Genomic DNA, 19,398 nt, shown 5'->3' with positions numbered 1-19,398 from the left:
GCCGGAGGGGTTTCCGGGTGGATTGGGCCAGTTCGGCGTTGCTTCAGGCAGTTTGCCGGCGGCTGGCCTCGGGGGCCAGCAGGGCCGCTGCGAGGAAGGAAAATACCACGCCCAGCACCACCGTGAGGCCCATGGCCTGCAAGACCGGAAGACTGGACAGGGCCAACAGACCGAACACCACCAGCGTGGACAGTGCGCATACGCTGACCGAGCGCAGGTTGCGCAGGCGCGCTGCGGCATCCCGCAGCGGGCGGCTGAAGAACACGGCGTAATCCAGGCACAGCCCGGTGATCAGCAGCATCGCGATCAGGTGGAACAGCGACAGCTGGATGCCCAGCAGGATCAGTGTGGCCAGGGTCAGCAGCAACCCGGTGCCAACCGCGGTCAGGATACGCAGGCTGCGTCCCGGCGCCCGGGTGACGGCCAGCAGCAGGAGGGCCACCGCGACCATTCCCAGCGCGAGCCGTTGCAGGGCCTCGACGCGAAAGCCGATCACCAGTTCTTCGGAGGCGCGGAAGAAGTCGATGTGGCGGATACCCACCCCGTCCAGTTCCGGCACGCTGGCCAGAGGCGCGTCCGTGGCCCAGCGGGTCAGGGCATCGGGGTCATGGGCGCCCTGCAAACGCACCCAGGCGACCCAGCCAGTGCCGTCATCGCGGGGCTGGAGCAGGGGTTCCAGGGCATTGCGCAAAGGCCCGTCGGGAAGGCCCTCGGGTTCCAGCAGGTCTTGCTGGCGGGCCGTCTGGATGTCGTTCACGAATGGCTCGAAGGCCCCGTCGCGAAACCCCAGCCCTGCGCTCGCCACCTCCAGGCGTTCGCGCAGGGTATCGGGTTCCGGTAACGCCGCCTGGCGTTCGCGCTGCAGTGCCCGGCTGGGCAGGACGTTCGCGGCATGGCTGAAGCCGTCCAGGGCCCCGGTCTCGCGCAGGGCCTCCAGGCCCGGCGTCAGCGCCTCGCTGCCGCGCAGGGTCTGTTCCGGCGTGTCGCCGCTGACCAGCAGGGCATGGCGGACGTCCGGCAGCCCCAGGGCGCTGCGCAGGTCCTGATCGAGCGCAACCTGGTCCTCCGGTACCGGGTGCAGGGCGGACAGGCGATCCTCCCAGGGGAAGGGGTCGGCACTCGCGACCACGGCGATCGCGGCCAGGGCCAGCAGGGCGAGGCCCCAGCGCGCGATGGCAGGGGGCTGGGCGAGACCCGTGGGCAGGGGCAGGCGCAGCGGCGGCAGGCCCTCGCGCTGCAAGCGGGTGGGGACCAGCGTGGGCAGGATCCAGCGGGTGACCACGGCGGCCACGGCCACGCCAGTCAATACGAACAGCCCGAGCTGGGCCATGCCGGAGAACCCGGTCATTGCCATCAGGGCATACACCAGTACCGTGCTGCCGGCCCCCAGGGCAATGGCGGGCCACAGCTCGCGCGCGACCTGCGGGAGGCGCCCGCCGTCGGCCCGTTCGCCGCCGGACGGTTCACCATCGCCTCGTTGTGCATGGGCGAACAGGTGCAGCGGGTAGTCGAGGGCAATGCCCAGCACGGTGATGCCGAAGGCCAGCGCGATCCCGTGCAGGTGTCCGAAGACCAGCGTAACCACGGCCGCGGCGATCAGGATGCCGCTTGCCAGGGGCACGGCCGCCAGCCAGACCGGGTGCGGATGGCGGAACACCGCCAGCAGCAGGAGGGCCAGCGCGACGCTGGCGCCTGCGGTGATCCAGGTCACCTCGCCGCGGATGGTGGCGCGGGAGTCCACCGCGATCACCGCCGGGCCGGCAATCTGCAGCTGCAGATTCGGTTCGTCGATGGCGCTGAAGGCCGCGTGCGTGCGTTCGATCAGGGCGGCCTGGGCATCCAGGTCCATGCCGTCGGCCGTGCTCCGCAGCACCAGCAGGGCCCGTCCCCGGTCGGGGGTGACCCAGACGCCTTCGGCGCCGGTCGTCGCCTGGCCACCGCTGGCGGCGAGCTGCTCCAGGACGACCCGGGCCTCCGCGGTGGGGTCACGCGGGATCAGTTCCCGCGGCAGTTCCGGGACGGCGCTGGCGAGGTCGTCGCGGCGGGCCTCCAGGTGTTCGCTCAGGCGGTCCTGGCTGAAGTGTTCGGCATCGACCCGGGGGCTTAGCAGGTAGCGATGCTCGATCAGGAAATCCAGCGCCGGGTCGTCGGGGTCGAGGCGGCCGTTGTGGATGCCGGCAACATCGGGGGCATCTTCCAGGGCCGCGACCAGTGCATCGCTGGCTGCCGCCCGCTCGCGGGCCTCGCCACCGGCGATGGCCAGCAGCAGCATGCGTCCGGCGGGGCCGGCCCCGGGGTCCAGGGCGATCCCGTCCGCGCTGACCGGGTCCGGGGCAAAGCCCTGGAGGTCGGTGACCAGTTCGCCGCGCAGGGTCAGCGTCAGCGTGGCCAGGAGCAGGGCGGCCAGCCAGAGCGTCAGGGCAACGCGGGAGGGGTGGCGGCGCAGCAAGGACTAGTCCGCGTACTGTGGCGGTTCGAAACGCATGCGGCTGTGGTGACCGCCAGCCTCGATGGTGACCAGTTCGTGCAGTTCGCCGTCGGCGCCTTTCAGGGTCAGTTCGGGGACCATGCGGCGCAGGGCACGATCCCGCGGGACGAGCGCGAGGGTCCAGGCGTCGATGTCCCCCGTGACGCCGATCTCGAAGTCGGCCTCCAGGGTCTCGCGGTCGCCGGTCAGCAGGGCGCGGAACAACCCGGCCAGGGTGGCCAGGGCGGGCTGTTCGTTGAGGTCGATCTCGCGGCTGGTGCCGCGGCGTTCCAGGGTTAGGGTGTCGCCCTCGATGTGCACGGTCTCGCCACGCGGGCCGTCGACCTGGCGGGTAAGGGTATCGGGAGGCTCGAAGGCCAGGGAGCCCGAGCGGGTCTCCGGAAATTCCAGCATCGGATCGTCGCGGCGCTCTTCGAACGCGAGGGTCGCCGCGCGCTCGGTGGTCAGGGCTTCGAGCAGGGCGCCGAGGGTGTCGTTGGCCAGGGCCGAAACAGGGACGAGCAGGCCCAAGGCCAGGATCAGCGTGATGCCGGACTGGCGGATACGCGGGCCAAAGCCGTGGCCTCGCCTATTTGGATGGATCGTCCCAGAAGTCATAGAAATTGAACCAGTTGTAAGGGGCCTCGCGCACCCGCGCCTCGAGGCGATCGGCGTAGCGCTGTACCCAGTGTGCCAGGGCTGCATCGCGCTGCCCGCGCGGGGCCTCGATGGTCTCGGCGAAAGGTTCAAAGAAGATATCGTAGCGGTTGCCCCCGCGATAGAGCCCGAAGCACAGGATCACCGGGACCTTGAGCACCGCGGCCAGCAGCAGCGGGCCTTGCGGGAACAGAGCCGTGTCGCCGAGGAAGTTGCAGGCGACCATCTTGTCGCTCTCGGCCACGCGGTCGCCCAGGGTGGCAATCAGCTCGCCGCGATCGAGGCACTCGCGGGCCTGGATCAGGGTCTCGGTACGCCCCAGGGGGATCACCGACGCGGCGACCTCGGGGTTCAGGGCCTCCAGGAACTGGGTGATGCTCTGGTTGTGGTCGTTGTACATCAGGACCCGCACGGGAAAGTCGTATTTGCCGACCGCCAGCGCGCGCAGGGCCTCGAAGCTGCCCAGATGGGCGCCGAGCAGGATCGCGCCACGGCCGCTGTCCACGTGTTCCAGGAAGGCCTCGCGGTTGTGTACCCGGATATCCAGGCAGGCGTCCTGGCCGGCGAGCAGGAAGACCCGGTCCAGGATCACCGCGGCGAAGCTGTGCAGGTGTCGCGCCAGGTCGGCCAGGCGCGGCTCGCGTTCGAGGACGCGGCGCAGGTAATTGCGGCTGTGGCGGCGCGATTGCGGGGCGAACAGCAGGAAATAGGCGGTGATTGGATACAGCAGGGCGCGGCTGGCGCGACGGCCCATATTCAGGGCCACCCACAGGATGATGCGCAGGGCCAGAGGCGAGCCCCGTTCCGCCTGCTGGAACCAGGCGCGGCTCATGGGGATGGGGTGTCGTGGATCGTGACCAGCTGGCCGGAACAGAAGGTGACCGGCGATTCGCCTTCGGCCGCGACGACACGGAAGGCCTGGCGGCCGCCGCGCCCGGGTGGGTCGATCTCGATGCGGAATGCCGTCTCGGGCCCCAGGGGGGCGAGGAACTTGACCTGGGGCAGGGCCTCGACCGGCCCGAGGCCGTGGGCACGGGCCACCGCGGCGACCTGGTCGAGAATCACCACGCCGGGCACGACCGGGTGCCCGGGGAAGTGTCCGGGCAGGGACGGGTGCTCGGCGCCAATGCGGCGGACGGCGGACTGGACGGCAGGCGGCTGCATGACGGCCGGCGGTTCAGGCGCACTGGCCGTGGTGGGCGAGCAGGTCCAGCAGCACCTGGCGTGGCAGCTTGCCGGTGGCCGAGCGTGGCAGATGCTCGACCCGCACCAGCGGGCGCGGCAGGAACAGCGGGTCCATGCATTCCGACAGGGCCGCCTGGATATCGGCCTCGCTGCGCTCCGGCGCGACAACCAGCGCCGCCAGGCGGGTCACGCCCCGGGTGTCGGCCTCGGGATCCGGCGGGATGAACACGCCGTCGAGAACGCCGGGGATCGCGTTCAGCCGCCGGTTCAGGTCGGCCAGCGAGGCGCGCTTGCCGGCAATGTTGAGTTGATCGGCCAGGCGCCCCTCCATGCGGAAATGGCCCGCATCCCGGACCTCGATATGGTCCGGCAGCGGCACCGGTTCGGGGTGTTGCGGACCTTGAACCCGGGCGCGCCCGTCGTCCCCGGCATGGATGCGCACCCCGGTATAGGTGGTCCAGTCGGCCTCGCGCGTGGTCCGGCGAGTGGCGATGGCCCCCGCCTCGGTGCAGCCGTAGATCTCGTCCAGACGACAGCCGAACACGCGCTCGGCCTGGCCGGCGGTTTCCGGGTCCAGTGGCGCGGTGGCACACAGGATGCGCGCCGGTGACGGCCATTCGAGGCCGGCGCGCAGGCAGGCCTTCAGGTGAAAGGGTGTGGTGACCAGAACGGCCGGGGCACAATCGGTCAGTGCCGCGCGTACGTCGCCGGGGTAGAACGGACGTCCGGCCAGCAGGGCGGTGGGGCCCAGCAGGGCATACAGGACGGTCGACTCCAGACCGTACATATGCTGCGGCGGGACCGTGCCAACCAGAGCGGGCGCCGGGGCGCCCGTCAACGCAAACGCCTTCAGCGCCTGGGAGCTGACCGCATGCAGGGCCTCCCAGCTGCGTGCATGCGCCGTGGGGGCGCCGGTGCTGCCGGAGGAAAAGGCCAGCACGGCGGTCTGGGTGCCGGGGATCTCCGGGATCGGACCCGTGGCCTCGCCGGCCTCGCCGCAGGCGGACACCCGCAGGATCGGGATCGCAATCTCGGCGTCCGGACCGTCCACCAGCGCGACGGCGTCCGGGTACTGACTGGCGATCTCGGCCAGGGTGGTGCGCCCGCGATTCGGGGGCAGCAGGTTCATCTGGCCGCGCAGCAGGATCGCGGCGAAGGCCACCGCGAAATGGTAGCGGTCCTGGCACAGGTTGAAGGCCGCCCGGGTCGATGGCATCCGCTCGGCCAGTGCCTGCACATCGGCGAGAAAGGCCGCGCGCGGGATCCACCGTTCGCCGATGCGCGCCAGCGGTGCGGGGGTGTCGGCGATCAGGGGTCGCAGGTTCGGTCGGGTGTCCGTCACGGGTGCCTCAGCATCCGGTGGTGGTCGACCCGCGCCAGTTCCACGAGGTAGGCCAGGAAGCCGTTACGGGGCTCGTCGCGCAGCAGCCAGCGGCGCAATGGGTACTCCAGCAGGAACAACCCGGCGAGCAGCAGATAGTTGATCCCGTTGGCGAACAGCGCCCAGGTGGTCGCGGATGCGAACAGCGCAAGCCACGCGGAGACGATCGCCAGGGCGCCGCAAAGTACGGCCCAGGTGACGGTCAGGTTGCGGGTGTAGCGATGCACCGCGGGGGTGTCGGAGGCCCCCATGGCCAGGGCGTAACGCGTGATCAACGGAGTGGAACGGGCGCGCAGCGAGCGGGCGAACAGGAGCGACAGCAGCCCCATGATCAGTACCGGGAGGGCATAGAGCACCCAGTTGGCCACCCCGCCGAGTAGCAGCACCGCAATGCCCAGGGCCAGGATGACAGCCAGTACGCCGCGACCGGTGATGGCCAGCGAGCCCCAGACCGTCACCAGGATCAGGGTCGCCAGGATGACCAGCGGCAACAGGGGGATCTCGAGCATGACGCCGAGGATGACCGCGACCGGGTAGCTCAGGGCCACGCTGGCGGCGAGCGGGGTGTTCACGACGCGGCCCGGTTCGCCTCGATGTGGGAGCTCAGGGCGCGCAGGGAGGCGAAGATCTGGCGGTTGTTCTCGTCGTCCGAGCGGATTTGAACGCCGTAGGCACGCGAGATCGCGAGCGCCAGCTCCAGGGCATCGATGGAGTCGAGCCCCAGGCCTTCCCGGAACAGTGCATCCTCGGGTTCGATGTCCTCCGGCGCGACATCTTCCAGGTTAAGACTGTCCACGATCAGTTGGCCGACTTCCTGTTCGAACGCTGTTTGCGATGCCACGTGTTCCCCCTGTGGAAAAATGAGTGGTGTTTTGTGACGGCGTGCGAACTTTCGATTTGCACTGCGGTCTTCCTGCCCGGCGCCGATGATACCGACACCACGGGGCCCGTGGTACCCTCGCGACCAGCCCGGGGCGTCGTTCTGGGGCCGCGGTCGGGTAAGTGGAGACGTGACTTGAGACAACCGGGACAGGAAGCCGCAACCGACGGCCGCTGCCAGGTGTTGGTGATTGGAGGCGGGCCTGCCGGTTCCACCGTGGCGGCCCGGCTGGCGCAGAAGGGCCGTGACGTGGTGCTGCTGGAGAAGGCCCGGCACCCGCGTTTCCACATCGGCGAGTCCCTGCTGCCGATGAACATGCCGCTGTTCGAGGAGCTCGGTATTGCCGAGGCGGTGCAGACCATCGGCATCCCCAAGCACGGGGCCGAGTTCACCATTCCCGAGGCCCCCGACACGCCACGCACCTACTACTTCGAACGCGCCCTGAACGACGACACACCCGCCTCCGCCTATGAGGTGCGGCGCTCGGAATTCGATCACCTGCTGCTGGAGAACAGTGCGCGTCTGGGCGTCCGGGTTCTGGAAGAGGTGACGGTCTCCGACGTTGCCCTCGCCGACCCGGCCAGGGGCGGGACCCAGCAGGTCACCGCCCGCGACGCGGCCGGCAACACCCTGGCGTTCGAAGCCGATTTCGTGGTGGACGCCTCCGGCCGTGATACCTTCCTGGCCCGCCGCCTGGATCTCAAGGCGCGCAATCCCGAACACAACAGCGCCGCGATCTTCGGACACTTCAATCACGTGCCACGCCGCCCCGGACGCGATGCCGGCAACATCAGCATCTACTGGTTCCAGCATGGCTGGATCTGGATGATCCCGCTGCGCGACGGGGCGATGAGCGTCGGGGCGGTCTGCTTCCCGGAATACCTGAAGACCCGCCGGACCAAGCCCGAGGCCTTCCTGTGGGAGACGCTGAAGCTCTGCCCACCCGCCTTCGAGCGGATGCAGGGGGCGGAGCTGGCGGGCCCGGTCAATGCCACCGGCAATTTCTCCTACCGCTCCAGCCGCGCCCACGGTCCGGGCTACCTGCTGGTGGGCGATGCCTTCACCTTTGTCGATCCGGTGTTTTCCAGTGGGGTGTATATCGCCATGTCGGGGGGCTTCCGCGCCGCCGACGCCGTGGACCGCTGCCTGGAGCACCCGGCGCGTGCCGGTCGCTACCTGCGCGCCTTCGAGCGCGATGTGCGCCGTGGCGTGCGCCGCTTCTCCTGGCTGATCTACCGCTTCAACAGCCCGGTGATGCGCAAGCTGTTCATGGGGCCGCGCAACACCCTGGGCATGGAGCAGGCGGTGATCTCGCTGCTCGCCGGCGATGTCTATCGCAACACCCGGGTACAGTGGTCACTGCGCGCCTTCAAGGCGGTCTACTACACCCAGATGGCACTGAACCTGCCGCGCGCCCTGGGCTTCTGGGCGCGGCGCCGGCGCAACGCGCGGCTGCATTTCACCGGCGGCACGACGCCCGAAGACGAGGCCTGACTCGGCCGCCATGGGAACGACGCGGGTAGGACTTCGGCGCATCGGCCCGGATGGCCTGGCCACCTTCGCGCTTTCCAATCTGCTGATCCTGGCGACCGGCGGCCTGTCCTGGCTGCTGCTGTGGACCCATGCCCTGCGCTGGTCGCGACGGCTTCGCTGCCCCGGAAGGGGCCGCTGCATCCTCGTGCTGGGGCAGCAACTGGAGGCCGGAGTGCCGGGTCCGGGGTACCGCCTGCGTCTGTTGCGCGCGGCGCGTCTGGCGCGGCGCAACCCCGAGGCCCGGATCCTCGTGCTGGGCGGGCAGACGTCCCCGGAGGGTCCGACCGAGGCCGCCGCAGGTGCTGCATTTCTGCGCCGCCGCGGCATTGCCTCCGAGCGCATCCAGACGGAGGATGCCTCCCGGCACACCCTGGAGAACCTGCGCAACGCCCGCGACCTGCTGGCGCGGGAGCCGCATGACGACGAGCCGCTGGTGCTGATTACCAGCCGTTTCCATCTCGCCCGGTCGGCGGCGATGGCACGTGGCATGGGGTTGCACGTCTGCCCCTGTCCGGCCGAGCTGGGCTCGCGGGTATCGGCGGCCCGGTTGGCACGCGAGGCCTGGATGCTCCACTGGTATCACGTGGGCCGGGGCTTCGCCCGCCTGATCCGCCACCGCGGCATGCTCGAACGCATCAGCTGATTGCTCACCTCAAAGCACCTGAAGTGGCGCCGAAGGTCAAAGGCGATCAACAGGAAGACGCGAAGATCGGAAGATAAACAGGGATTGATGGGCGCTGACCGGAGGAAACCGCCTTGGGCATAGCCCGGCGCTCAGTCAGACTCGACACCCAACCCTTCCTGTCTTCCCATCTTCCTGTAAATGCTTTTTGGGTCTTTTCCGCGCGCCCTGTGGTGACAGGCCCTTACATCGCGCGGATGCGTTCGCGCTGGGCGGCGAGCTGGTCGCGGGTGGCGTGCATCTCGGCGACGCGGTCGCGCTCCTTCTGCACCACCTCGGCCGGGGCCCGGTCGACGAAGCTCGCGTTGGACAGCCGCTTCTCGCTCTGCTCGAGGTTCTTGTCGAGCTTGGCGATCTCCTTGTCCAGGCGTGCCAGCTCGGCATCCTTGTCGATCAGGCCGGCCAGCGGGATCAGCAGCTGCATGTCGTCGACCAGGGCCATCGCGGATTCCGGCGCCTCGTCGGCGGCGTTCAGCCAGGTGACGCTCTCGGGCTTGGCGATGAACTCCAGCAGGCCGCGGTGGCGCGCATAGCGCTCCTGGTCGGCGTCGTTCCAGTTCTTCACCAGCACCGGCAGCGGTTTGCCCGGGGCGATGTCCATCTCCGCGCGGATGCGGCGCAGCCCGGTGATGAAGTCCTTCACCCAGTCGAGCTCGGCCGTGGCGGTGGCGTCATTGGGGAAGCCGTCCTGCGCCGGCCAGCGGCACTGCACCAGGAACTCGACGTCGTCGCCGATCCCGGCGTGCGGCTTCACACTGGTCCAGATCGACTCGGTGATGAACGGCATTACCGGGTGCAGCAGGCGCAGCAGGGCCTCGAGCACGGTAACCAGCGTATTGCGGGTGGCGCGCTTGACCGCCTCCGGCGTGGCCGCGTCGTTCAGGACCGGCTTGGTCAGCTCCAGGTACCAGTCGCAGTAGTCGTGCCAGGTGAACTCGTAGAGCGTCTGCGCGGCGAGGTCGAAGCGGTAGGCGTCGAGCTGCTGCGTGGCGGTCGCGGCGGTGGCGGCCAGGCGGTCGAGGATCCAGCGATCGGCCAGGGTGCGGTGCTCCGCCGTGTCGGTGGCGGCTGAGCAGTCGTGGCCCTCGACGTTCATCAGCACGAAGCGCGAGGCGTTCCACAGCTTGTTGCAGAAGTTGCGGTAGCCCTCGATGCGGCCGAGGTCGAACTTGATGTCGCGCCCGGTGGTGGCGAGTGCCGCGAGGGTGAAGCGCAGGGCATCGGTGCCGAAGGCGGGGAAGCCGTCGGGGAAGGCCTTGCGTGTGGTCTTCTCGATCTTCTTCGCCATCTGCGGCTGCATCAGGCCGCGGGTGCGCTTGGCCACCAGATCGTCGGCGCTGATGCCGTCGATGAGATCGATCGGGTCGATCACGTTGCCCTTGGACTTGGACATCTTCTGGCCTTCCGAGTCGCGGATCAGGCCGGTGACGTACACCTCGCGGAAGGGCACATCCCCCATGAAGTGTTCGCCCATCATGATCATGCGGGCGACCCAGAAGAAGATGATGTCGAAGCCGGTGACCAGCACGCTGGTCGGGTAGAAATCCTTCAGTTCCTGCGTCTGCTCGGGCCAGCCGAGGGTGGAGAACGGCCACAGCGCCGAACTGAACCAGGTGTCCAGCACGTCCTCGTCCTGTTCCAGCGCCACCTCGGTGCCCAGGCCGTGCTTCTCGCGCACCTCGTCCTCGGAGCGGCCGACAAACACATTGCCGTCTTTGTCGTACCAGGCCGGGATGCGGTGGCCCCACCAGATCTGGCGCGAGATGCACCAGTCCTCGATGTTGCGCATCCACTCGAAGTAGGTCTTCGACCAGTTCTCCGGCACGAAGCGGATGCGGCCGTCCTCCACCGCCTTGATGGCCGGTTCGGCCAGCGGGGCGGCCTTCACGTACCACTGGTCGGTCAGGTAGGGCTCGACCACGGTGCCGGAGCGGTCGCCGCGCGGGACCATCAGCTTGTGGTCGTCGATCTTTTCGAGCAGTCCTTCCGTATCCAGGTCGTCGACAACCTTCTGCCGGGCCTGGTAGCGGTCCAGCCCGCGATAGGCGGCCGGCACGTTGTCGTTCATGCAGGCGTCGATGGTCAGGATGTTGATCACCGGCAGGTCGTGGCGCTGCCCCATCGCGTAGTCGTTGAAGTCGTGCGCCGGGGTGATCTTCACGCAGCCGGAGCCGAACTCGGCCTCGACGTAGTCGTCGGCGATGATCGGGATTTCGCGCCCGACCAGCGGCAGCCGGATGGTCTTGCCGATCAGGTGCTGGTAGCGCTCGTCCTCCGGATGCACCGCGACGGCGGTGTCGCCCAGCATGGTCTCCGGGCGGGTGGTCGCGACGGTCAGATGGCCAGAGCCGTCGGCCAGCGGATAGCGGAAGTGCCACAGGTGGCCGACCTCTTCCTCGGACAGGACCTCGAGATCGGAGAGCGCGGTGTGCAGCACCGGGTCCCAGTTGACCAGGCGCTTGCCGCGATAGATCAGGCCCTCCTCGTGCAGACGCACGAAGACCTCGCGCACCGCGTCGGACAGCCCGTCGTCCATGGTGAAGCGCTCGCGCGACCAGTCCATGGAGTCGCCCAGGCGGCGCATCTGGCGGGTGATGGTGCCGCCGGATTCGGCCTTCCAGTCCCAGACTGCCTCGAGGAATTTCTCGCGCCCGAGGTCGTGGCGGCCCTTGCCGTCGGCGGCCAGCTGGCGTTCGACGACCATCTGGGTGGCGATCCCGGCGTGGTCGGTGCCGCCCTGCCACAGGGTGCGGTCGCCGTGCATCCGCCGATAGCGGATGAGGGTGTCCATCAGGGTGTGCTGGAAGGCATGCCCCATGTGCAGGGTGCCGGTCACGTTCGGTGGCGGCAGCAGGATGCAGTAGTTGGCCTCGCCCGTCGCCGGCGGCGCGAAGACGTTCGCGCCCTCCCAGCGGTCGTACTGGGTCTGTTCGATGCTTTTCGGGTCGAAGCTCTTGTCCATGATCGCGGGCGCGCTCGGGTCGGAGTGTAGGGAAAGCCGCGCATTATAACGGCGCGGCGCGCTGGCCGCCCGGGGGATATGCCGTTGGCCGGCTGTCTGTCGTGCAGGCTGGTCCTGGTTCGTCGTCCGGAGTTTACGGTGGCTTCGGTCCGCATGCTGTCCGGCGCTGACTCGCCAGCGCGCCTCGAAGGGTACTTTCTTGCTTGCCCAAGAAAGTACCCTTCGAGGCGCACCCGGATTTTGCCCGGGAACCTCGCTCCGGGCGCGCTGGGCCGGCGGCGCTGAACTCGCTACGCTGCGCTTCGCTCAGACATCCAGCGTCTTCTCCCGGCCCATCACGCCCTCCGCGAGGGGCTCCATACGGGAGAAGAAGGTCAAAACAGGCGGTATCCCGCAGGGTGAGGTTGAGCGCAGCGAAACGCACCGTTCCCCACGCCGTGCGAAACCCTGATGCGATTCGCTGCGCTCATCACATCCTACGCCCCCCGGCGCCCGCTTCGCGGGCGCGGCACGCCATGGCCGCAGGCCGAGCGTGCCCAGATGCCGGAACAGCCCGCCTCCATCCAATGGCACAGGCCTTCGGACCGCCGTTGTCTTGACATACCTCCCCGTTGTCGTCGCGCCGAGTGGAGAGGCTTTTCGCGGGACGATTCTAAATAGACACGGGGCGCTGGATGTTTGAGCGGAGCCGCAGGCGCAGCGAGTTCAGCGCCGCCCGCGAAAAGCCTCGGAGCGAGGGAAACCCCGGCCCGCGCAGCGGGCCGGGGTCGCGGCAGTCGGGCGTGTTTCTTGGGTACTTCTTTGCACGAGCAAAGAAGTACCTCGCGGTGCGCTCGCGAGAGAGCGCGTGGCAGGCGGCGGACCGGAGGCACCGTAAACACCGGATGGCGAACCGGGACCAGCCACAACAAGGCAGGCGGTGGACCGGAGGCAATGTAGACACCTGAGGCCGAACAGCGCCCGGGCCCGACGCTGCGAGGACCCTGGTCAGGTGGTGGCGATGTGGTCGAGCAGGGCGCGGTAGCCGGTGCGGTAGTCGGGATACTGGAGGCGATAGCCACTGGCATGCAGGCGCTTGTTGCAGCAGCGCTTGCCGGAGACTTCGCCCTCGGGCATCGGCGGTGTGCCGGGCGGGTCGATCTCCATCGCCTGCGCCAGCCAGGCGAGCAGCTCGTGGCGCAGGGCGGGCTCGTCATCCACGCCCAGATAAATCGGTTCGGGGTCATCCAGATGGAACAAGTGGGTCAGCAGGCCCACGCAGTCATCGCGGTGGATGCGGTTGGTCCAGACCGGCGCTTCGTGCTGACCACGCACGCCCTCGCGCACCTTGCGCAGGTGGTACTCGCGGCCCGGGCCATAAATGCCGCCAAAGCGCACGACCACGCCGGGAAACGGACTGTCGGCCAGCAACTGCTCGGCTTCCCGCAGGGCGCGCCCGGAGAACCGGGTGGGTTCGGTGGGGCTGGTCTCGTCCACCCAGCGGCCGTCGTCGGCGCCGTAGACCGAGGTGCTGGAGACGAATACAACGCGGCGCGGCCGCTGGCGGGCCCGTTCCAGGGCGGTCAGGGTGTTGCGCAGGCCGTCAACATAGGCGCGACGATAGGCGGGCTCGGTGAACTCGCCCGGGGTGGCGATGAAATAAACCGTGTCGAGCGCCGGCGGCAGCTCCGGCAGGCCGTCCGCGACGCCGAAGTCGCCGGCCAGGGGCTGGATCGGCTTGGGGATGTGCTCCGGCCGGCGGCGCAGGCCCCAGACGGAGTGTCCGCCGTGGGCAAGTTGCTGGCCAACGGCACCGCCGAGATCGCCGCAGCCCATGATCAGGATGTTGGCCATTGTTCCCTCCGGGATCGTGATACGCACGCTACCGATTTCGCTGGCGAAAGACCAGTGCCAAAGTGAGGGTTCGACCGTGGGCGATAGCTCGGGCATGCTGGCTGGAACGCAGATGAACGGGAGATGGGGCTTGGGCAAGGCGAGCCGAAAGAAGGTCGATACGTGTGCCTGCGGGTCCGGGCAGGACCGTGCCGCCTGCTGTGGGCCGTATCTGGATGGTACGGCCTCGGCCCCCACGGCGGAGGCGCTGATGCGCTCGCGTTATGCCGCGTTTGTGGAAGGGCGTGAGGACTATCTGCTGGCGACCTGGGCGGCCGCGACACGCCCGGCATCCATGGAGCTGGCCCCGGAACAGCGCTGGCTGGGGCTCGCGATACGTGCGACCGAGGCGGGTGGGCCGGACGACGAGACAGGCTGGGTCGAGTTCATTGCCCGGTCACGGGTGCGCGGTCAGGGCGTACGCCTGCACGAGCGCAGTCGTTTTCGCCGCGAAGACGGGCGCTGGGTGTATGTCGACGGGGAGTTTCCGGGCGCATGACAGCCGCTTCGGATGCGGTCGCGTCACCGGTCCATCCGGCATTGCTGGATCGGGTGCTGGAGTGCCTGCGCATGCAGTCGGACGGGGTGACCGAGCACGCCCTGATCACGCAGTTGCGCGACGCGGGCGTGGAGCCGTTTGCCGGGGCCCGGCTGCAGGAGCCCTTGAGCCTGTTTCAGGCGCACTTTGTGCTGTTCCACTGCCTCTACCGGCTGCGCGACCGCCTTGCGGAGGGCGGCGAAGGCTTGCGTATCCACTGCCTGGATATCGGGATCGAGCCGGTGCGGGAGGGAGGCGCGGTGGATGGGCTTCTGGCGACGCATGATCCACTGCGCGCCTATTACCTCGACCTGGCGCAGCTGGAAACCATGGATGCGGCGACGGTGGAGGCGCTTCTGGGTGAGTTCTGGTCGCAGCTGGGGCGTGACCAGCAACGCGAGCAGGCGCTGGAGGTGCTGGAGCTTGCGGACCCGGTGGATGCGGATACGATCCGCCGACAGTATCGCCGGATGGCGCAGCGCCACCACCCGGACCGGGGTGGCGACACGGCCAAACTGCAGCGGATCAACGCGGCCCGCTGGGTCCTGCTGGTCCGGGGCTGAGGTTCAGTCGTCCGAGTCCGACATGGTGGTGACGAAGGCCTGTTCCACGGTGAAGGTACCCACGCCCTTGTAGTTGGTCTGGGTCCAGCCGTGTTCGGTGAGCCACTCGCTCATCTCGCGGTTCATCGCCGGGTTGCCGCACAGCATCACACGGTCGTGTTCCGGATCCGCGGGCGGCAGATCCAGGATCTGGCTCAGCTCGCCGGAGCGGAACATGTCGGCGCCACGCTGGTTGTTGTCGTAGGGCTGCTGCGCGATCGGGCAGGCGAAGTCGTGGTTCTCGCGGGTCACGGTCGGCACGTAGCGCAGGCGGTCGCTGATGCGCGACTCGATCTCCTGGCGGTAGGCCAGTTCCTCGACGGTACGCACGCTGTGTACCAGCACTGCATTGTCGAAGTGCTCGAACAGCTCCGGGCTGCGGATCAGCGAGATGAACGGGGCGAGCCCCGTGCCGGTGGCCAGCATGTACAGGGTGCGACCCGGCTGCACGTAGTCGAAGGTGAGCGAGCCGGTGACCTTGGTGTTGATCCAGATTGAATCACCCGGTCCAGCCTCGGCCAGGCGGCTGGTCAGGGCGCCATCCGGCACGTGGATGCTCAGGAATTCCAGTTCCTCGGCCTCGGGTTCGGAGACGATCGAATACGCACGCGGAATCAGCTTGCCCTCGGGGCGCAGCCCCAGGGTCACGAATTGCCCGTTCTTGAATTCCAGACCCTCCGGGCGCGTGGTGGTGAAGCTGAAGGTCTTGTCCGACCAGCGGTGCGTGGAGGTGATGCGTTGTTCCGAATAAGGCATAAGTGCGTGGTTTTCCGATTATTGTTCGGTCCTACGCTAGCAAGTCCGCGCACCGGAAGCGAAAGCGCCGGCAAAAACCAAGGAAAACACTCGGAAATGGGTATCGCTCGTCAGCGGACGTTGCTGTCGATGAGCGTGAGGTGTTGCTCCAGCGGGGCCGGTTCCGACAGGTAGAAGCCCTGCACGAAGTCCAGGCCGATCTCGCGCAGGCGGTCCATGGTCGCGGCTGATTCGACACACTCGGCGATGGTGCGCAGGCCGAGGACATGACCCACGCGGTGAATGGCCGTGACCATGGCCGAGTCCACCGCGTTGTGGGCAATATCGCGCACGAAGCTGCCGTCGATCTTGATGAAGTCCACCGGCAGGTTCTTCAAGTACCCGAATGACGACAGACCGCTGCCGAAGTCGTCCAGGGAGAAACGACAACCCATGTAGCGCAGGGTGCGGATCAGGCTCTGGGCGCGTTCGTGGTGGCTGATGGCCGCGGTCTCGGTGATCTCGAAGATGATGCAGCGCGGCGGGATCGCGTAGTGCTGCAGGCGCTCGGTGACGAACTCCAGCATGCTCTCCTGCGCCAGCGACTGGCCCGAGAGGTTGATCGCCAGAGTGGGGTCGCAGTGGGATGAGTTCTCGCGCGGCGCACGATGCCGGGCGAGCATGGCGAAGGCGTTGTCGATGATGTGTCGGTCGATATCCGGCATCAGGTGGTAGCGCTCCGCGGCCGGGATGAAGCTGCCCGGCGGGATCAGCCGGCCATCCTCGTCGCGCAGGCGCATCAACACCTCGACATGGGCAAGGTCCGGGGCGACCGGACCCAGCGGGTGGACGGCCTGGCCGAACAGCGCGAAGCGCCCCTCCTCCAGCGCCGAGCGGATGCGGCCGACCCATTCCATCTCCCCGCGTCGGCGGCGCAGGGCCTGGTCGCTGGGCTGCCAGACGTAGACCTGGTTGCGGCCGTTTTCCTTGGCGGCGTAGCAGGCGGAGTCCGCCTGGCTGAGGATCTCGGGCAGGGTCTGTTCCGGGCCGCTGACCGGCACCAGACCGATGCTGACGCCGACATCGAAACGCCGGCCCTCCCATGCGAAGCGCAGGGACTGCACGGTCTCCAGCATCTTCCGGGCAATCGCCTCGGCGCGTTCGGGCGGGCAGTGGCACAGCAGCACGCCGAATTCGTCGCCACCCAGCCGAGCCAGGGTGTCGTTCTCGCGGATCAGGTGCCGCAGGCGCTCGGAGAGTTCCCGCAGGAGCTCGTCGCCGGCCTGGTGACCGCAGGTGTCGTTGATGATCTTGAACTGGTCGAGGTCCATGTAGAACACCGCATGCGGCGTCTCGCCCTCCTCCTGAATGTGCAGGGCCTGGTCCAGCCGCCGCTCGAATTCGCGGCGGTTGCACAGGCCGGTGAGGTCGTCATGGGTCGCCTGATGGTTGAGCTGCTGGGTCATCTGCCACAGCTCGGTGTGGTCGTGCAGCACGACCACCACACCCTGGGCCTCGCGGTTCGGGCGTTGCAGGGGCGAGGCCAGCATGCGTACCACGCGGGTTTCGCCGTCGGCGCGATGCAGTATGCGTTCGGGCGATTCCACGGTACCGCCCAGGTTCAGGCAGTGTTCCACCGGGCGGAGCACGCTGGCCCCCGTCCGGGTGTCTTCCAGGTCCAGCAGTTCGTCCACCAGGCGGCCCTGGGCGCTGGTGGCATCCAGCCCCAGCAGTACCTGGGCGGCGGGGTTCAGGTAGGTCAGGCGCCCGTGGGTGTCTGCGGTGATGACCCCGTCGCTGATTGATTGCAGCGTGGTTAGCAGGCGGTCCCGTTCGGCACCCGTGGCGGCCTCCGCGGCCCGCAGCGAGGTGACGTCCCAGGCCACGCCGAGCACGCCTGGGCGGCTGGATTCCCCATCGGTCAGCGGCATCCATGAGACGCGTAGATAGGTGTCGCCAATACGGACCTCGTCGTCGAAGCTATCCCCCCTCAGAGCGCGTTCCACGCCATCGATCACGTTGGGCTGGTCGGCGTAGACTTCCCGGGCGTCGCGGCCCAGGACATCGCCTGGCTTTAATCCCAGGGTCCGGAGGCCGGCTCCCTCCGATAGCGTGAAGCAGCCTTCAGCATCTAGCGCGAACAGGATCAGCGGGGCATGGCGAATGGTCGCGCCCAGCTGGGTCTCCAGGCTCTTCAGCGCCTGCTCCGACTGACGCTCGCGGGTGATGTCGCGCACGGTCGCGAAGACCTCGAGCTCGCCGTCCGTGCGAATCGCGTTGATGTGCACCTCGGCCGGAAATTCGCCACCGTCACGATGCCGGTAGCGGCTCTCGAAGTGCGCGGGGAGGCGCTGTTCGGGGTTGGAGTGGGCCTGGTCCACGTCGTCCTGAGTGGCCTGCAGGTCCAGCTCGGTGATGTGCACGCCGCCGGTCAGTTCGGCGCTGGTATAGCCCAGCAGTTCGCAGGCAGCGTAGTTGGCCGCGACGATCCCGCCCTTGCGGTCGAGGACCAGATGAGCCTCGGGCGCCTGTTCGAAGATCCGCTGATAGCGCGTGGTGTCCGGGTGATCGGGCATGGCGGCGGGCTGAACCTTTGGTGGCGGGCCGGGCCCCGCGTCGGGGCGTGATTCGGCACCGGAGTGTCGCCGGTTGCGCCGGCACTGGCAACCTTGGGAGGTGCGGATTTGCCTCTTCCGGGGCGGTTTCTGCTTGCCCGGCTTACCCGGGCGCTTGGGTGAGCCGGGACAGGTTTTCCGTGGACAGGGGCGCGCTGTGCGGGGGGTTGCGCAGTTGTTCGCGCGCCCAGGCGGCGTGTTCGCGCACCAGCTCGGAAGGGTGCTCGGCGCGGGCGGCCAGGGCTGCGTCCGCCTCGGGTGTGGCCGGACCGTTGCCGAGGGCCACAGCGAGGTTGCGTAGCCACTGGGCATGGCCGATTCGGCGAATGGCCATGCCCTCGGTGCGGGCGAGGAAGGTTGCCTCGTCCCAGGCGAACAGCTCGACCAGGCTGGCGCTATCCAGACCGTGGCGGGCGATGAAGTCGGGTTCCGCCGTGACCTCGGCAAAGCGGTTCCAGGGGCAGACCAGCTGGCAGTCGTCGCAGCCGTAGATGCGGTTGCCGATCAGCGGGCGCAGGTCCTCGGGGATCGCACCCTTCAGTTCGATGGTCAGGTAGGAGATGCAGCGGCGGGCGTCCAGGTCGTATGGCCCGCGGAACGCCCGGGTCGGGCAGACATCGAGACAGGCGGTGCACTGGCCGCAGTGCTCGTCCACGGGTTCATCCAGTGGCAGTGGCAGGTCGGTAAACAGCTCCCCGAGGAAGAACCAGGAGCCGCTCTCGCGCGCCAGCAGATTGGTGTTCTTGCCAATCCAGCCCAGCCCGGCGCGGGCGGCCAGGGCCTTTTCCAGGATCGGGGCGCTGTCGGTGAAGGCGCGATAGCCGAACGGCCCGACCTCCGCCTCGATCCGGCGCGCGAGGGTGGTCAGGCGCTTGCGCAGCAGCTTGTGGTAGTCGCGGCCCAGGGCATAGCGCGAGACATAGGCGTGATCGCGTTCGGCCAGCTGGATCGCCGGGCGTCGGGTGGCCGGCGGGAAGTAGTCCATGCGCACGCTGATGATGCGCTGCACGCCGGGCACCAGGGCATCCGGGGCGTGGCGCAGGGGGGCGCGGACGGCCATCCAGTCCATGTCGCCGTGCGAGCCCTGGGCCAGCCAGTCGTCCAGATGCTGGCGATCCGCCTCGGGCACCTCGGCGGGGGCGATGCGCACGGCCTGGAAGCCGAGCTCGCGACCCCAGTCGCGGATGCGTTCGGCGAGTTCGGCAGATTGGCGTGGATCGAGGCGCTGAGGCACGATTTCGGCTTCCGCGACGGAGGTGATGGCGTGAATCATGAACCCGACCCACAAG

Annotated in this window: 17 protein-coding genes; 4 read left to right on the top strand and 13 right to left on the bottom strand. The window is 68.4% G+C overall.

The window, feature by feature from the left end; all coding sequences use genetic code 11:
* Positions 1-43: 43 nt before the first annotated feature.
* The 7 genes from G335_RS0102520 to G335_RS0102490 are packed head-to-tail and all read right to left on the bottom strand — an operon-like array spanning position 44 to position 6,531.
* Positions 44-2,449: an MMPL family transporter gene (locus tag G335_RS0102520; RefSeq protein ID WP_018175840.1), complete on the bottom strand. Its 2,406-nt coding sequence runs from the start codon at positions 2,447-2,449 to the stop codon at positions 44-46.
* A gap of 3 nt (positions 2,450-2,452) precedes the next feature.
* A complete protein-coding gene (locus G335_RS0102515) occupies positions 2,453-2,998 on the bottom strand; it encodes a LolA-related protein (RefSeq protein WP_018175839.1) in 546 nt (181 codons plus the stop codon).
* A gap of 58 nt (positions 2,999-3,056) precedes the next feature.
* Complete coding sequence (locus tag G335_RS0102510) at positions 3,057-3,956, bottom strand: lipid A biosynthesis acyltransferase (RefSeq protein WP_018175838.1); 900 nt, start codon at positions 3,954-3,956, stop codon at positions 3,057-3,059.
* Positions 3,953-4,288, bottom strand: a complete 336-nt coding sequence (locus tag G335_RS0102505; RefSeq protein WP_017940635.1) for a hypothetical protein — start codon at positions 4,286-4,288, stop codon at positions 3,953-3,955. Before G335_RS0102505 ends, G335_RS0102510 begins: the two co-directional genes overlap by 4 nt.
* Positions 4,289-4,301: 13 nt before the next feature.
* Positions 4,302-5,651, bottom strand: a complete 1,350-nt coding sequence (locus G335_RS0102500) for an AMP-binding protein (RefSeq protein WP_018175837.1) — start codon at positions 5,649-5,651, stop codon at positions 4,302-4,304.
* Positions 5,648-6,262 carry a hypothetical protein gene (locus G335_RS0102495; protein WP_018175836.1) on the bottom strand — a complete coding sequence of 205 codons (615 nt, stop codon included), beginning with the start codon at positions 6,260-6,262 and terminating at the stop codon, positions 5,648-5,650. The genes G335_RS0102500 and G335_RS0102495 overlap by 4 nt, the downstream gene beginning before the upstream one ends.
* Entirely contained in the window at positions 6,259-6,531 is a 273-nt protein-coding gene (locus G335_RS0102490; protein WP_017940632.1) for a phosphopantetheine-binding protein, read from the bottom strand. The genes G335_RS0102495 and G335_RS0102490 overlap by 4 nt, the downstream gene beginning before the upstream one ends.
* 219 nt (positions 6,532-6,750) lie before the next feature.
* Here G335_RS0102490 and G335_RS0102485 point away from each other — a divergent pair, with 219 nt between their 5' ends.
* Positions 6,751-8,064, top strand: a complete 1,314-nt coding sequence (locus G335_RS0102485; RefSeq protein ID WP_018175835.1) for an NAD(P)/FAD-dependent oxidoreductase — start codon at positions 6,751-6,753, stop codon at positions 8,062-8,064.
* A 10-nt stretch (positions 8,065-8,074) separates the two neighbouring features.
* Positions 8,075-8,746 (top strand): YdcF family protein, encoded by a 672-nt coding sequence (locus G335_RS0102480; protein ID WP_017940630.1) that lies wholly within the window; start codon positions 8,075-8,077, stop codon positions 8,744-8,746.
* A 223-nt stretch (positions 8,747-8,969) separates the two neighbouring features.
* On the opposite strand, the gene G335_RS0102475 is transcribed toward G335_RS0102480, so the two are convergent.
* The 3 genes from G335_RS0102475 to G335_RS0102470 all read right to left on the bottom strand — a co-directional run bounded on the left by G335_RS0102475 (position 8,970) and on the right by G335_RS0102470 (position 13,580).
* Entirely contained in the window at positions 8,970-11,747 is a 2,778-nt protein-coding gene (locus tag G335_RS0102475) for a valine--tRNA ligase (protein ID WP_018175834.1), read from the bottom strand.
* Positions 11,748-12,053: 306 nt separating this feature from the next.
* The gene (locus tag G335_RS14310; protein ID WP_369773003.1) at positions 12,054-12,299 is read right to left on the bottom strand and encodes a hypothetical protein; all 246 of its coding nucleotides are present in this window, start codon (positions 12,297-12,299) and stop codon (positions 12,054-12,056) included.
* Between the two features lie 435 nt (positions 12,300-12,734).
* A complete protein-coding gene (locus G335_RS0102470) occupies positions 12,735-13,580 on the bottom strand; it encodes an SDR family oxidoreductase (RefSeq protein WP_018175833.1) in 846 nt (281 codons plus the stop codon).
* Between the two features lie 130 nt (positions 13,581-13,710).
* On the opposite strand from G335_RS0102470, the gene G335_RS0102465 reads away from it, so the two are divergent.
* Entirely contained in the window at positions 13,711-14,118 is a 408-nt protein-coding gene (locus G335_RS0102465) for a YchJ family protein (RefSeq protein ID WP_018175832.1), read from the top strand.
* Positions 14,115-14,720: a DNA-J related domain-containing protein gene (locus G335_RS0102460; protein WP_026304752.1), complete on the top strand. Its 606-nt coding sequence runs from the start codon at positions 14,115-14,117 to the stop codon at positions 14,718-14,720. Before G335_RS0102465 ends, G335_RS0102460 begins: the two co-directional genes overlap by 4 nt.
* 3 nt (positions 14,721-14,723) lie before the next feature.
* Here the strand turns inward: G335_RS0102460 and G335_RS0102455 are convergent, their stop codons facing one another.
* From G335_RS0102455 to queG, 3 genes are all read right to left on the bottom strand, one after another.
* Positions 14,724-15,515, bottom strand: coding sequence for a ferredoxin--NADP reductase (locus G335_RS0102455; protein WP_018175830.1), 792 nt, complete (start codon positions 15,513-15,515; stop codon positions 14,724-14,726).
* Between the two features lie 110 nt (positions 15,516-15,625).
* On the bottom strand, positions 15,626-18,070 hold the full coding sequence (locus tag G335_RS0102450) for an EAL domain-containing protein (protein ID WP_018175829.1): 2,445 nt from the start codon (positions 18,068-18,070) through the stop codon (positions 15,626-15,628).
* Positions 18,071-18,212: 142 nt separating this feature from the next.
* Positions 18,213-19,382, bottom strand: coding sequence for a tRNA epoxyqueuosine(34) reductase QueG (queG, locus tag G335_RS0102445; RefSeq protein WP_018145378.1), 1,170 nt, complete (start codon positions 19,380-19,382; stop codon positions 18,213-18,215).
* Between the last annotated feature and the right edge of the window lie 16 nt (positions 19,383-19,398).

It is taken from the genome of Thioalkalivibrio sp. AKL8 (genome assembly GCF_000380525.1).
Classification (GTDB): Bacteria; Pseudomonadota; Gammaproteobacteria; order Ectothiorhodospirales; family Ectothiorhodospiraceae; genus Thioalkalivibrio; species Thioalkalivibrio versutus.
Note: the sequence above shows the minus strand (reverse complement) of the source record. Positions and strands in the feature narration are given on the sequence as shown.

What these genes read in the sequence shown, in the direction of transcription:
- G335_RS0102475 (WP_018175834.1), bottom strand. Translation starts at nt 11,747, where the DNA reads ATGGACAAGAGCTTCGACCCGAAAAGCATCGAACAGACCCAGTACGAC.
- queG (WP_018145378.1), bottom strand. Translation starts at nt 19,382, where the DNA reads ATGATTCACGCCATCACCTCCGTCGCGGAAGCCGAAATCGTGCCTCAG.
- G335_RS0102510 (WP_018175838.1), bottom strand. Translation starts at nt 3,956, where the DNA reads ATGAGCCGCGCCTGGTTCCAGCAGGCGGAACGGGGCTCGCCTCTGGCC.
- G335_RS0102505 (WP_017940635.1), bottom strand. Translation starts at nt 4,288, where the DNA reads ATGCAGCCGCCTGCCGTCCAGTCCGCCGTCCGCCGCATTGGCGCCGAG.
- G335_RS0102480 (WP_017940630.1), top strand. Translation starts at nt 8,075, where the DNA reads ATGGGAACGACGCGGGTAGGACTTCGGCGCATCGGCCCGGATGGCCTG.
- G335_RS0102455 (WP_018175830.1), bottom strand. Translation starts at nt 15,515, where the DNA reads ATGCCTTATTCGGAACAACGCATCACCTCCACGCACCGCTGGTCGGAC.
- G335_RS0102460 (WP_026304752.1), top strand. Translation starts at nt 14,115, where the DNA reads ATGACAGCCGCTTCGGATGCGGTCGCGTCACCGGTCCATCCGGCATTG.
- G335_RS0102470 (WP_018175833.1), bottom strand. Translation starts at nt 13,580, where the DNA reads ATGGCCAACATCCTGATCATGGGCTGCGGCGATCTCGGCGGTGCCGTT.
- G335_RS0102450 (WP_018175829.1), bottom strand. Translation starts at nt 18,070, where the DNA reads ATGCCCGATCACCCGGACACCACGCGCTATCAGCGGATCTTCGAACAG.